Here is an 11941-nt window from a genome sequence, read left to right as displayed (position 1 = left end):
TGCTCCGGCGCGGGCTCGGGGTCGGTGAACTCCAGCGTCGCGACCGGGGCCGGCTCGAGCCGCTCGGTCGCCGCGGCCGCCGGTGCGCCCAGCAGCGAGCGCGGACGCCCGTCCAGCAGGGGCACGTACTCGGGCTCGTCCTCGTCGTCCGCACGCCGACGCGCGCGCACGATCAGCGCGATGACCGCGATCAGGAGGGGGAGGGCGACCGCCCCGGCGATGATCATGGTGTTGCGCAAGCGTGGCGGCACGGGCGGCCTCCTCCGCCTCCTTCGCCGCGCGCAGGGCCTCCTGCGCCGCGGTCGCCTCGGTCTGGCTGAACGGGACGAACTCCACCGCGACCGTGTCGCCGCGCTTCTGGTCGATGCCCGCGGCCGTCGCGATCAGCCCGCGCAAGCTGATCGGCGTCGACGCTGCCGGCGGCGGTCGCGTCCACGGCCACCGAGACGGACTGGCGCCGCAGCTCTCCGGCCGGGGTCGTGGTGGTCTGCACCGACTTGTTCACGACGTTGTTGCGGGTCACCTCGGTGGTCTGGCTCTCGCCGCCGGCGTCGCCCGACGGCACGGCGATGTTGTCCGGCCCCAGCACCCCGGCGTCGCTCGCGCTGCCCTTGGATGTCTGGGTCTTGGTCTGCTCGTTCGCCGGTGGCGCGCCCTCGGCGGGCGTGTACGTCTCGTCCTGGCGCTGGTTCGACGAGTGGTCGATCTCGGCGGCGACGGTGACGGTCGCGTTGCCCACGCCGACCACCGAGTCGAGCATCTTCTGCACGCTCGCCGCGATCCGGGTCTCGTAGTCGCCCGCCTGCTCGTCGACGCTGCCGGCGGTGCCGGCACCGACCGCCGACAGCGTGTGCCCGGCCTGGTCGACGACGGCGACGTTCTCGGGCTTGAGCCCGCTGACCGCCGCCGAGGTCAGGTGCACGATCGCCTCGACCTTCTGCGCCGACAGAGTCGAGCGGTCGCCGAGCTCGACGAACACCGACGCCGTCGGGTCCTTCGTCTCGGAGACGAAGACGCTCTCCTCGGGGATGGCGAGCTTCACCGATGCCGCCGTCACCCCGTCCATGGACGAGATGGTGGCGGCGAGCTCGCCCTCGATCGCTCGCTTGTAGGTGACGGATTGCTGGAACTCGGATGCCGTCACCCCCATCTCGTCCAGGAGGGTGTAGCCGCCGGAGCTGGCGGTGGGGAGGCCGGCGGATGCCGCGGCCAGGCGCTGGTCGTAGACGTCGTCCTTCGGCACCAGCACGGTCGCGCCCCCATCGGCGAGCTCGTACGACACCGAGGACGAGCGCAGCTGCTCGACCACGGCGTTCGCGTCCGACGCGCTGAGCCCGGAGAACAGGGGTGTGTACTCCGGCCGGGACAGCCAGCTGAACAGCGCGACACCGCCGAGGACGACGGCGGCGAGCCCGATGATGGCGATCGTGCGCTGCGCGAGCGTGAAGCCCGCGATGAAGGCTCCGACGCGGCGCAGCGCGGTGGTGACGGGCTGGGGCATCAGGCCTGCATCCGCATGATCTCGTTGAACGCGTCGACGCCCTTGTTGCGCACGGCGCTGACCAGTTCGAGCGTGACCGCGGCGCGGGTGGAGGCGATCATCGCGGAGTGGATGTCATCCAGGTCGCCGGTCACCGCCGCCACGCTGAGCTGGTTGGCGGTCGTCTGCAGCCCGCGCAGGTCGTCGACGGCGCCGGCGAGGCTCGACGCGAAGCCGGAGTCGTCGCCGGCAGCCGCGACGGCGGGAGTGGTCGTGGCCGGGGGAAGGGCGGCCGAGACGGCGCCGATGCCGGGGATGGAGCTCATCGGCCTCGTCCGATCTGCAGGGCGGATTCGTAGGTGGTGCGGGCCCGGTCCACGACGCCGGCGTTCGCCTCATAGCCGCGCTGGGCGAGGATGAGCTGGGCCATCTGGTCGCCCAGGTCGATGTCGGGGTAGCGCACGTAGCCGTCCGCGTCGGCCAGCGGGTTGTCCGGCTCCTGCACGAGGCGGCCCTCGGCATCCCCCAGCGCCGTGCCGGCCACGTACGCGCCGGGCGTGATCTCGCCCGCCGAGACGCGGACGTAGCGCTCGCGGAACGCGGTGTCGCCGGGCGCGACGGCCGTGTTGATGTTGGCGATGTTGTCGCTGAGCGCGTCCAGCCACTTGCGGTGGACGGTCAGGCCGGTGCCGGCGATGCCGATCGCGTCGAAGGTCATGAGGTGGTCCTCAGCGCCGTGCGGACCGCCGAGAACGAGCCGTCGACCGCCTGCGAGGCGAACTGGAAGCGCAGCATGGTGTCGATGCTGGACAGCGTCTCGGTGTCGAGGTTGACGTTGTTGCCGTCCAGCCGGGTCGGCTCGAGCGACTCGCCGACCGTCGCGGTCGCGCTCCCGTCACCGGCCGCGACGGAGGCGGCCAGCGCGTCCTCGAACTGCACGCGCTTGGCGTGGTAGTCGGGGGTGTTGATGTTGGCGATGTTGTCGGCGATCGTGCGCTGCCGCAGCGAGAGCCCGTTCAGCGCGCTGGTCAGCGCCGAGATGGTCACAGAATCGAGCACGGCCCCGTCTCCCGATGTCGAGTCGGTCAGTGGCGGCCGTTCCCTGGCCGAGTGTCGAGCGATCCCTGCTCGCGGTGCTCTATCGGCGGTCCGGAGCGATACGTTAGACGGCTCTCATAAATCTCTGGCGGGTCGATCTCCGACGGGTCGATCTCCTACAGATCGAGGTCGAGCAGCGCGGGGGCATCGCCGCGCACCGGCGGGATGCGCCGCAGGGCGACGATCTCGCGGTGCAGCGCGTCCAGCTCGTCGTGCACCTCGCGGATGCGCTCCTGCTGCCGTGCCAGGAGCCGCCCCGCCCGGTCGGCGAGCTCGGGCGGCAGCGGGGTCGACGGCGGCGCCCACGGCCGCACCGATGCATCGGCGCCCAGATCCTGCTCGAACCGCTCGAGCAGGGCCGGCCAGGCGGCATCCGTCATGCGGGCACGCCGCTCAGCCTGCGCCGCGGCCTCGTGCCAGGCGTCGCGCAGCGGCGCGATCAGCTCATGGCACGCACGCGTGCGGTCGGCGTCGCGGCCGATGTTCGCGCCGATGAGGGTCTGGGTGACGAAGGTGTACAGCGCGCGCAAGCCCGTCGCTGCCGTCCCAGGCGTCGGTGAGCGAGCCGGACAGCTCGGCGACGATCGCCTGCGCGTGCTGCAGGTGGGTGCTCGCGGCCGCCCAGTCGCCGGCCCGCTGCGCGGCCTCGCCGCGCTCGATGTCCAGCAGCAGGCGGTCGTAGAGCATCGTGACGAGCCGCTCCGGCGGGGCCGAGAGGACGGCGTCGTCGCGGTACCGCTGCTGGGCCCTCAGCGCGGCGTTCACGAGCTCGATCCGCTCTGCGAGGTGGAAAGACTGGCCAGCTGCGTGGTCAGGTACGAGGACTGCGACTGCATCTGCGAGAGCATCGTCTCCAGGTGCGCATACGTGCGCTCGAGCGAGGCCTGGCGCTGCTCGAGCCGGACGTCCCAGCGGGCGATCTGGTCGCCGAGCGCCTTCACCTCGCTCTGCTGTCCGACGATGCGCGTGGTCAGCAGCCCGTCGTACTTGTCGGAGTACCGCTCGGACACATCCTGCACGCGGGCGGCGATGCCGGTGAACATCGCCTCGGCGGCCGCGGGGTCGGCGGCCGCGGCGTCGGCGAACTTCTCGCTGTCGAACGAGAGCACCCCGTACCGGTCGATGGAGATTCCCATCGTCGAGGGCGAGACGCCGTCCACCGGGTGCTGGATCGCGTCGGCGACCGCTTGGCGCAAGCGCGCGGACGGTGCTGTCGCCGGTGAACACGCCGAGCGTGGTGGTGCCGCCGGCGGCATCGGCGACCGTGGCGGTGGATCCCTTGTCGATGCGACTGAGGATCGAGGCGACCTGCGTGATGAAGTCGCCGACGGTCTTGGCGCGCGCGGCGTCGTCGACGCCCACGCCGATCGAGACCGGCTCGACGGATGCCGCGGCGACCGTCACGTCGACGCCCGGGAACAGGCCGGTGAACGTGTTCCCGGACGAGGTGACGACCTGCTCGGCGGCCGTCCCCGCCCACAGCCGCAGCTGTGCGTCGCTGCCGACCGTCACCACCGCGCCCCCCGGTGCGGTGGTGATGTCGGCGGCGGTCCCGGCGGCGGCCGCGCCGAGGTCGCCGCGGAGGACGCGGAACGCTCCCGCCTCCCCGGTCTCGTCCGCCGTCAGCTCGCAGCCGGTAGGCCGGGCTGCCGTCGGCGTCGGTGCCGGCCCGGACGACGGTGGCGGTGATGCCGGCTCCGGCATCCGTGATGGCGCGGGCCACATCCTGCATCGACGTGGATGCGGCAGTGACCTCCACTCGCTCGCCGGCGGCGTTCTCGAGCGTGAGCACGGGCGGGTCGTCCGGCCAGGTGGCGGATGCCGCGGAGACGACGGTGTGCGCGCGGGCCACCTTGTCGACCACGATGTCGGCGGAGGTGGGCGCGGCGCCGGATCCCGCGGTGACGGTGACGGCGGGGGAGGACGAGGTGGTCGTGAACTGCGCGAGGGCCGTGCCCGACGCGGCCTTCTTCGCCCTGTCGGCGAGGGATTGGATCGAGGCGTTGAGGGTCTGCAAGCTGCGAGATGATGCCGCTCTTGTCGGTCTGCTTCGCCGACAGCAGGTTGCGCGGGATCGCCTCGACGTCCATCAGGGACTTGATCAGGGCCGTGGTGTCCAGGCCCGAGACGAGGCCGTCCAGGGAGAGTCCCATGGGTGTCCTTCCGCGTCAGGTGGGGGAGGGCGGCCCCGCGGTCACCCGCGGAGCCGCCCGGTGTCTCAGCGTGATCAGCGCAGCAGCTGCAGCACGCCCTGGTTGGCCTGGTTGGCCTGGGCGAGCATGGCCGTGCCGGCCTGCGACAGGATGTTCTTCGCCGTGAACTTGACCATCTCGGACGCCATGTCGGTGTCGCGGATCCGGCTCTCGGCGGCAGCCAGGTTCTCCGAGGAGACGTTGAGGCTGTTGATGGTCGACTCGAACCGGTTCTGTGCCGCACCGAGGCCCGCGCGGGCCGTCGAGACGGTGGTGATGGCGTCGCTGACGGTGGTGATCGTCGTGGCCGCCACCGTCGCGTCGGCGAAGCCGTCGGTGGTGACGATCGCCGTCTTCAGGTCGGTCGCGAGCGTCTTGATGTCGGCACCGCTCAGGTCGACGGAGATCTGGTTCGCGGCGGACCCGTCCGCACCGACCTGGAACGACAGCGAGGCGACGCTCCCGTCCAGCAGCTGGATGCCGTTGAAGTTCGTCGAGTCGGCGATGCGGCCGAGCTCATCGACCAGCCCCGTCACCTCCTGCGTGATGGCCGCGCGCGAGTCCACGTTGTTCGAGTCGTTTCCGGCCTGCACCGCGAGGTCGCGCACGCGCTGCAGGATGGAGTGGACCTCGGTCAGGGCGCCTTCCGCGGTCTGGATGACCGAGATGCCGTCCTGGGCGTTGCGGGCCGCGACGTTCAGGCCGTTGACCTGCGAGCGCAGGCCCTCGGAGATCGCCAGGCCCGCCGCGTCGTCCGCGGCCCGGTTGATGCGAAGGCCGCTCGAGAGCTTCTCGAGGGACTTCGACAGGTCGTTCTGCGTGTTCGACAGGTTGCGGTAGGCGTTCAGTGCCGACACGTTGGTGTTGATCTGCATACCCATGGTGTTTCTCCTCCGTGATGGGGTACCCGGGAGCCCATCCGTGGGCTTCCGAAGACAGCTATCGGCGCCGCATACGCCGTCGTTAGGCGCGCGTCGGGATCTCTCAGACGGCGACGGCCGTGCGCGGGCGCAAGCGCGTTCGCCATCCGCGGGCCGCCGGCCTCGATCATCCGCGCGAAGAACGCCTCGCGCACGGATGCCGAGACCCGCGAGACCGGTTCGGGCCGGTCGCCGTCGGCGAAGAACTGGTCCAGCGCGTCGCGCAGCAGCCGCACGGCCTCGGAGCGCTGCTGCGAGACGGCGGAGTGCGAGACGCCGAGCTCGTCGGCGATCTCCTTGACCGGCCGCTCGTCGATGTAGACGGCCTGCACGATGTGCCGCATCCGCTCGGGGAGGGCCCGGACGGCGCACTCCAGCACCTCGCGGCGCTCGGCCAGCAGTGCCGACTCCTCGGGGAGCGGGATGTCGCCGGCCAGATCCTGCGCGGATGGGTCGTCGAGGGTCGTGACCGTGCGCGCGGCGTCGGCCAGCGCGTCGCTGACGGTCTCGGCGGGCACGCCCATCGCGGTCGCGATCTCGGCGACCGTGGCGGTGCGGCCCAGCCCTGCCGTCAGGGTGTCGCGGACGGCGACGGTCTCTTTGATGCGCTTGCGGGTGCCGCGTGAGGCCCAGTCCATCGCGCGCATCTCGTCGGCGAAGGCGCCCAGCACGCGGCGTCGGGCGTAGGCGCCGAACGGCACGCCCAGGGTCGGGTCGAACGCGTCCGCCGCGGTCACCAGTGCCAGGGCGCCGACGGCGGCCAGCTCTTCGCGTGGCACGTTCGTGGCGCGCGCGTGGGTCTCGGCGGCGAGGTATCCGACCAGTGGCAGGTTGTCCTCGATCAGGCGGTTGCGCTCGGCTCGCGTCTGCATCTGGATGTCTCTCACTACTTGGCTGTCCCCCGACAGCTTCGGTGTCCCCAGATCACGACGGCTCCGGTTGGGAACCGACGATGCGACGCCTCTCCTTCTCCCCGCGATCGGGGAAAATGAGAAAACGCTCATCTTCGTGCATAACCATAGGGGAGAGTCTGTCGATAGGACAAGACGAACGCTGAAATCGGCGCGTCGCGACTGGGGATCACTGGGGAAGGAGGAGCCGATGGGAACGAACGAGTTGTCGATGCGGCTCTGGCATGAGCGTGAGCTGCTGGAGATGCTCCTGTTCAAACTCGAGGTCCAGGCAGCTGCCTGGCCGCCGGAGACGGTCGCTGGATGCATTTCGCCACGCACGAGATCGAGCAGGTGCTGGACCGGCTTGCGCACGACGGGCATCGCGCGCGTCGTCGATGCGGCGACGGTCGCCGAGGAGTGGGGGGCGCCCGAGGGCGCGACCCTGCGCGAGCTCGTCGAGCACGCCCCCACCGACCCGTGGCGCGACGTGTTCACCGATCACCTCCGGGTGCTGACCCAGCTCGTCGCCGAGATCGGACAGCTTGCGCGACGTCAACGTGCGGCAGCTGACGTCGGTGATGCGCGCCACGCAGGAGACGATCGCCGGACTCGGCGCCGACACCGGCGAGTACACGACCCACGGCGGGCGCACGCGCGAGGACGCGGCCCGCATCATCGACACCGAGATGTGAGCGAGGGAGCATGTCCACCTTCAGCGGGCTGAACACCGCGGCATCCGGGCTCGCCGCCGCGCGTCGCGGGATGGATGTCGTCGGGCAGAACATCGCGAACCAGACCACCGACGGGTACACGCGGCAGCGCGTGAACACGCACGCGATCGCCGCGGTGGCCCAGGCCGGCCGGTTCTCGACCGGCGCCGTACCGGGCCAGGGCGTGGCCGTCGACGGGATCGCCCGGCTGGGCGATGCGCTGCTGGATGCCCGGGTGCGCGACACCCTCGCCGCATCGGGCTTCTGGTCGACGCGAGCGCAGGCCGCCACCACGGCCGAAGTGGCGCTGGCCGAGCCGACCGCAGACGGCATGGCGGCCCGGCTGTCGGCGTTCTGGTCCGGATGGCAGGATCTCTCGAACGCCCCGGACTCCGGCGCCGCCGCCGCGGTCGTGCTCAGTTCGGCCCAGGAGCTGGCCGGCCGCCTCGCCGAGGGGTACCGCACCGTCGCCGGGCAGTGGAGCGACGCCCGGACGGGCGTTGACCGCACCGTGTCGCAGATCAACAGCGCGGCCGATCAGATCGCCGCGCTGAACCGCCAGATCCGGGATGCCGTGGCCTCCGGCCGCACCGCCAACGAGCTCATCGACCAGCGCGGCGTGCTCGCCCAGAACGTCGCCCGGATGGCCGGCGCGCGTGCGAGCGAGGAACCGGACGGCACCCTCACCGTCCGGGTCGACGGGAACGCGCTGGTGTCCGGCGCCCAGGCCCGGCACCTCGTCGTCAGCGGTCCGACCACGATCGACGGCGGGCAGCCGGTGACGCTGGGCTGGGAGGGGTCCGCGTTCCCGGTCGCGCTCGGCGACGGCGAACTCGGCGGGGCGCTCTCGGTGCTCGCGCCGGCCGGCCAGGGCGGACCGCTGGCCCAGCTCGCCGCCGCGTACAACACCGTCGCGACGACCCTCGCCGACCGGGTCAACGCGCAGCACCACCTGGGAGTGACGGCAGCCGGCACCGCCGGCGGCGATTTCTTCGCGCTGGCCGCGACCGGTCCGGCCGCGCTCGGGCTGAGCGTGGTGCCGACCTCGGGCGCCGATCTGGCCCTGGCCGCACCCGGCGCCGGCGCGTTCGACGCGACCAACGCCGACGCCATGTCGCAGGCTCGGCACCGGCGACGGCTCGCCGGACGCCGTCTGGGCCGACCAGGTGCTCCGCTTCGGGGTGTCCACCGCCGGGGACGTGCAGCGCGCCCGGCTGTCCGAGACCTCGGCGGTGGCCGCGACCACTGCCCAGCAGTCGGTGGCGGCCGTCGACGGCGACGAGGAGACCCTCAGCCTGGTCACCTACCAGGCCGCCTACCAGGCATCCGCCCGCGTGCTCAGCGCCATCGACGAGGCGCTGGACGTGCTGATCAACAAGACCGGAATCGTCGGCCGATGAGAGAGGGAGCACGATGATCTCGCGTGTGACGGCCCCGGCCATGGCCCAGTCGGCGATGCGACACCTGCAGGCGAACCTCGCCCAGCTGGCGCGCCTGCAGGAGCAGGCGACATCCCAGCGCGCCTTCGCGGTGCCCTCCGACGACCCGGCCGCCGCGGCGACCGCCCTGCAGGTGCATGCGCAGCGCAGCGCACCCAGCAGTACGCCCGCAACATCGACGACGGGCTCGCCTGGGTGACCACGGCCGACAGCGCCATCTCGTCGTCGACCGCGCTGCTGGGCCGCGCCCGGGACCTCACCGTGCAGGGCGCCAACGACGGGGCGCTGGATGCCACGGCCAAGGAGGCGATCGCCACCGAGCTGGAGGGCATCCGGGCCGAGCTGCTCGCCCAGGCCAACACCACGCTGCTGGGCCGCACCGTCTTCGCCGGGACATCCGATGCCGGCGTCGCCTTCGACCCCGCCTACGGGTTCACCGGGACGCCGGGGGCCGAGGTGCAGCGACGGATCTCGGACGGGGTCACCGTGCGAGTGGACGCCGACGGCGCGGCCGTCTTCGGCACCGGTGCCGACTCGGTGTTCGCGCTGCTGGACTCGGTCGTGGCCGACCTGCGCTCGGGGACGAATGTGGGCCACCACCTCACCGCGATCGATGAACGGCGCACCGCTATGCTCAGTGCCCAGGGCGCCGTCGGCGCCCGTCAGTCCCAGATCGAGCGCGCGAAGGAGGCCGCCGTGGACGATGCCGTCTCGCTCGAGGCCCGCCGCGCGGCCGTGGAGGATGTCGATTCGGTCGAGGTGCTGGTGCGGCTGCAGTCGCAGGAGCTCGTGTACCGCTCCGCGCTGGCCGTGACCGGGCGCGTGCTCGAGCCGTCGCTGATGGACTTCCTGCGATGACCGATTCCGCCTCCTCCGTCGCCGAGTCCTTCGTCGCCCTGTCCTTCGTCGCGCCGCCGCCGGGCTTCGCGCCGCACACCGCGTTCGCCCTGACCCCGATCGAGGGGGCCGACGGGCTGTTCGCGATGCACGCGGCCGAGCAACCGAGCTGCGGGTCTTCCTCGTGGATCCGCAGACCGTGGCATCCGGCTACGCCCCGATCCTCAGCGAGGAGCAGGTGGCCGACCTCGGGCTGGCCTCGCCGGACGACGCGATGCTGCTGGTCGTGGCCCACCCCCGCCGCGACGGGGTGAGCGTGAACCTCCTGGCCCCCGTGGTGGTCAATCGCACCTCGGGTGCGGCATCCCAGGTGATCCTCGAGGACCAGGACTACCCGCTGCGCGCCGCGCTCGGGTGACACGCGCACCCGCGTGCGCGGCGTAGGCTCGGTCGGGTGCGCGAACGACCGGACCGGATCAGTGGGGCTCGCGTCTGAGATGCATCCGATCAGCGCGCAGCGGCATCAGGCCGCCACCACGGGCGGCATCCCCGAGCCGGAGCCGATCGACGACGGGCTGTGGTCGGTGCCGCTGCCGATGCCGGGCTCGTTCCTCACCTACACGCTCGGCGTCGTGCACCGCGCGGCATCCGGTGCCGTCACCGTGATCGACCCCGGGTGGGACTCGGACGCGGTGATCTCGGCGCTGGACGCCTTCCTCGCCACGATCGACCGCCGGCTCGCCGACGTGCGCACGGTCGTCGTCACGCACGCGCACCCCGATCACATCGGGTCGGCCGGGCGGCTGCGCTCCGCCTCCGGTGCCGGGGTGGTCCTCGGCCGCCGCGAGCAGGCCTCCATCGACGCCGCGGGCGCCGGCGGCGCGGCCGACCAGCTCGCATCGCTGGAGGCCTGGGGCGTCCCGGATGCCGCGGCCCGGGCGCTCCGCGAGCGGATGGCCGAGCACGGCGGCCCGAACCGGATCGCCCTGACCGCCGACATCCTCGTGGACGACGGCGACCAGATCCCGGTCGACGGCCTGCGGTGGCGGACCGTGCTCACCCCCGGGCACACGCCCGGGCACATCTGCATCGCCGACGAGGAGCGCCGCATCCTGTTCTCCGGCGACCACATCCTGCCCACCGTCTACCCGGGGCTGGGACTCGGCGCCCAGCTGGGGACGAATCCCCTCGCCGACTACTTGCGCTCGCTGCGCGCGCTGGCGCCGTACGACGAGTGGGATGTCGCACCCGGCCACGGCTACCGCTTCCGCGGGCTCGGCGATCGGCGCCGATCCGCCGCGGCCCACGCCCTGCGCCGGGCGCGCGAGGTCGCCGCCGCAATCGCCGCCGAGGCCCACGCGACCACGTGGGACGTGGCATCCCGCCTCACCTGGTCGGCCGGCTGGAGCAGCTCTCGCGCAGCGGGATGCTCGGCTCGGCCCTGCCTGCAGACCGACATGTATCGCTCATTCGTCGAGGCCGGCGGGCTGGACGACCAACCGGCCGTCTGAGCCGCCGGGCGACCGCCTCCGGGCCGGTGCGTCACTCGTCGCGCAGCCGCACGGTCAGGGTCTGGGCGCTCGCGCCGATCGGGCCGTCGGCGTCGTGCAGCGCGGCACGGGTCAGGCCGATGCCGTCGGCGCCGATCGAGACCTCGGTGTCGAAGCCGATCCACGCGTCGCGGGGAAGCCGGAACAGGTGCACCGTCAGGTCCAGGTTCGGGTAGTTCGCGACCTCCGGTGTCAGCCGCGGCGTCATCCCGTTGACGATGTCGGCCACGCCCAGCACCTGCGCGGTCGTGCTCACCGGCTCGTCGTCGAGCAGCGGCATCCCGAGCCGCAGCCATACCTGCCCACGGCCCGGCTCGACCAGCCGCCGCCGCGCCTCGATCGTGCGCGCGAAGGTGCCGGCCCAGCCCGCCGCGGGATCGAATGCCTCCAGCTCGTGCGGGCCGGGGATCGACGGCAGCGCGCTCCACTGCACTGCACCGGTGTCGTACCCTGCTCGAGCCACGCGCGGGCGATGAGCGCCGTGCGGCCGTCGTGCGCGAGGGTGGCCTCGACGAGTTCGATGGTGCGGCCCGGGCGCAGCACGCGCACCGCGACCTCGAGCGTGCCGACGGGCATGGTGCCGAGGATGTCGACGGAGAGGCGCGTGAGCAGCAGGCCGTCGTCGCGGCGGGCGTCCCGGTCGGACTCGATCGCGTGTGCGAGCAGCCCGATCGTGGGCGCCACGTGCATCTGGGTCGGATCCCACGCGCCGCGGGTGTGATCGGTCGCGCGGAACGAGGTCGGGCCGAGTCGTTCGAAGTAGGCGGTCACACCGGCATGCTACGCGGCGGGGGGACGAGGCTCGTCGAGCCCCCGGTCGCA

The 11941-nt window shown here is 72.4% G+C and carries 17 protein-coding genes and 1 pseudogene; 6 read left to right on the top strand and 12 right to left on the bottom strand.

Going from position 1 to position 11941, the window contains the following annotated elements:
- Nucleotides 1-223 precede the first annotated feature (223 nt).
- From fliF to L2X98_RS06370, 10 genes and pseudogenes are all read right to left on the bottom strand, one after another.
- Nucleotides 224-1501, bottom strand: a complete 1278-nt coding sequence (fliF, locus tag L2X98_RS06410; protein WP_354002942.1) for a flagellar basal-body MS-ring/collar protein FliF — start codon at nt 1499-1501, stop codon at nt 224-226.
- Nucleotides 1501-1806 carry a flagellar hook-basal body complex protein FliE gene (gene fliE / locus L2X98_RS06405; protein ID WP_259612704.1) on the bottom strand — a complete coding sequence of 102 codons (306 nt, stop codon included), beginning with the start codon at nt 1804-1806 and terminating at the stop codon, nt 1501-1503. The genes fliF and fliE overlap by 1 nt, the downstream gene beginning before the upstream one ends.
- Nucleotides 1803-2198, bottom strand: coding sequence for a flagellar basal body rod protein FlgC (locus tag L2X98_RS06400; protein ID WP_259612703.1), 396 nt, complete (start codon nt 2196-2198; stop codon nt 1803-1805). Before L2X98_RS06400 ends, fliE begins: the two co-directional genes overlap by 4 nt.
- Entirely contained in the window at nt 2195-2539 is a 345-nt protein-coding gene (flgB, locus tag L2X98_RS06395; RefSeq protein WP_259612702.1) for a flagellar basal body rod protein FlgB, read from the bottom strand. Before flgB ends, L2X98_RS06400 begins: the two co-directional genes overlap by 4 nt.
- 155 nt (nt 2540-2694) lie before the next feature.
- On the bottom strand, nt 2695-3108 hold the full coding sequence (locus L2X98_RS20305; RefSeq protein WP_354002941.1) for a flagellar protein FliS: 414 nt from the start codon (nt 3106-3108) through the stop codon (nt 2695-2697).
- Entirely contained in the window at nt 3023-3343 is a 321-nt protein-coding gene (locus L2X98_RS06390) for a flagellar export chaperone FliS (RefSeq protein ID WP_354003009.1), read from the bottom strand. Before L2X98_RS06390 ends, L2X98_RS20305 begins: the two co-directional genes overlap by 86 nt.
- Entirely contained in the window at nt 3340-3774 is a 435-nt protein-coding gene (gene fliD, locus L2X98_RS22645) for a flagellar filament capping protein FliD (RefSeq protein ID WP_259612701.1), read from the bottom strand. The genes L2X98_RS06390 and fliD overlap by 4 nt, the downstream gene beginning before the upstream one ends.
- Nucleotides 3775-4475: 701 nt before the next feature.
- Nucleotides 4476-4595: pseudogene (locus L2X98_RS20295) on the bottom strand (hypothetical protein); the annotation flags it as partial.
- Nucleotides 4596-4805: 210 nt separating this feature from the next.
- Complete coding sequence (locus L2X98_RS06375; RefSeq protein ID WP_259612699.1) at nt 4806-5651, bottom strand: flagellin N-terminal helical domain-containing protein; 846 nt, start codon at nt 5649-5651, stop codon at nt 4806-4808.
- The gene (locus L2X98_RS06370) at nt 5615-6577 is read right to left on the bottom strand and encodes a sigma-70 family RNA polymerase sigma factor (RefSeq protein WP_259612698.1); all 963 of its coding nucleotides are present in this window, start codon (nt 6575-6577) and stop codon (nt 5615-5617) included. The genes L2X98_RS06375 and L2X98_RS06370 overlap by 37 nt, the downstream gene beginning before the upstream one ends.
- Nucleotides 6578-6791: 214 nt before the next feature.
- On the opposite strand from L2X98_RS06370, the gene L2X98_RS06365 reads away from it, so the two are divergent.
- The 6 genes from L2X98_RS06365 to L2X98_RS06340 all read left to right on the top strand — a co-directional run bounded on the left by L2X98_RS06365 (nt 6792) and on the right by L2X98_RS06340 (nt 11080).
- Nucleotides 6792-7307: a flagellar protein FlgN gene (locus L2X98_RS06365; protein ID WP_259612697.1), complete on the top strand. Its 516-nt coding sequence runs from the start codon at nt 6792-6794 to the stop codon at nt 7305-7307.
- Nucleotides 7286-8710, top strand: coding sequence for a flagellar hook-associated protein FlgK (flgK, locus tag L2X98_RS22150; RefSeq protein ID WP_435526254.1), 1425 nt, complete (start codon nt 7286-7288; stop codon nt 8708-8710). The genes L2X98_RS06365 and flgK overlap by 22 nt, the downstream gene beginning before the upstream one ends.
- Nucleotides 8707-8931 (top strand): hypothetical protein, encoded by a 225-nt coding sequence (locus L2X98_RS20285; protein WP_354002940.1) that lies wholly within the window; start codon nt 8707-8709, stop codon nt 8929-8931. The genes flgK and L2X98_RS20285 overlap by 4 nt, the downstream gene beginning before the upstream one ends.
- Nucleotides 8928-9590: a flagellin gene (locus L2X98_RS06350; protein ID WP_354002939.1), complete on the top strand. Its 663-nt coding sequence runs from the start codon at nt 8928-8930 to the stop codon at nt 9588-9590. The genes L2X98_RS20285 and L2X98_RS06350 overlap by 4 nt, the downstream gene beginning before the upstream one ends.
- 163 nt (nt 9591-9753) lie before the next feature.
- Entirely contained in the window at nt 9754-9987 is a 234-nt protein-coding gene (gene fliW / locus L2X98_RS06345) for a flagellar assembly protein FliW (RefSeq protein ID WP_259612696.1), read from the top strand.
- Between the two features lie 79 nt (nt 9988-10066).
- Nucleotides 10067-11080, top strand: a complete 1014-nt coding sequence (locus tag L2X98_RS06340; protein WP_259612695.1) for an MBL fold metallo-hydrolase — start codon at nt 10067-10069, stop codon at nt 11078-11080.
- A 31-nt stretch (nt 11081-11111) separates the two neighbouring features.
- Here L2X98_RS06340 and L2X98_RS06335 read toward each other — a convergent pair whose 3' ends face one another.
- Together L2X98_RS06335 and L2X98_RS06330 are read right to left on the bottom strand one after the other, a co-directional pair.
- Nucleotides 11112-11459 carry a thioesterase family protein gene (locus L2X98_RS06335; RefSeq protein WP_354003007.1) on the bottom strand — a complete coding sequence of 116 codons (348 nt, stop codon included), beginning with the start codon at nt 11457-11459 and terminating at the stop codon, nt 11112-11114.
- Nucleotides 11372-11890 carry a thioesterase family protein gene (locus L2X98_RS06330; protein WP_259612693.1) on the bottom strand — a complete coding sequence of 173 codons (519 nt, stop codon included), beginning with the start codon at nt 11888-11890 and terminating at the stop codon, nt 11372-11374. The genes L2X98_RS06335 and L2X98_RS06330 overlap by 88 nt, the downstream gene beginning before the upstream one ends.
- Between the last annotated feature and the right edge of the window lie 51 nt (nt 11891-11941).

The organism is Microbacterium elymi, assembly GCF_021582895.2.
Taxonomy (GTDB): domain Bacteria; phylum Actinomycetota; class Actinomycetes; order Actinomycetales; family Microbacteriaceae; genus Microbacterium; species Microbacterium humicola.
The sequence above is the reverse complement of the archived record's forward strand: the minus strand, read 5'-3'. Positions and strand labels throughout refer to the sequence as shown.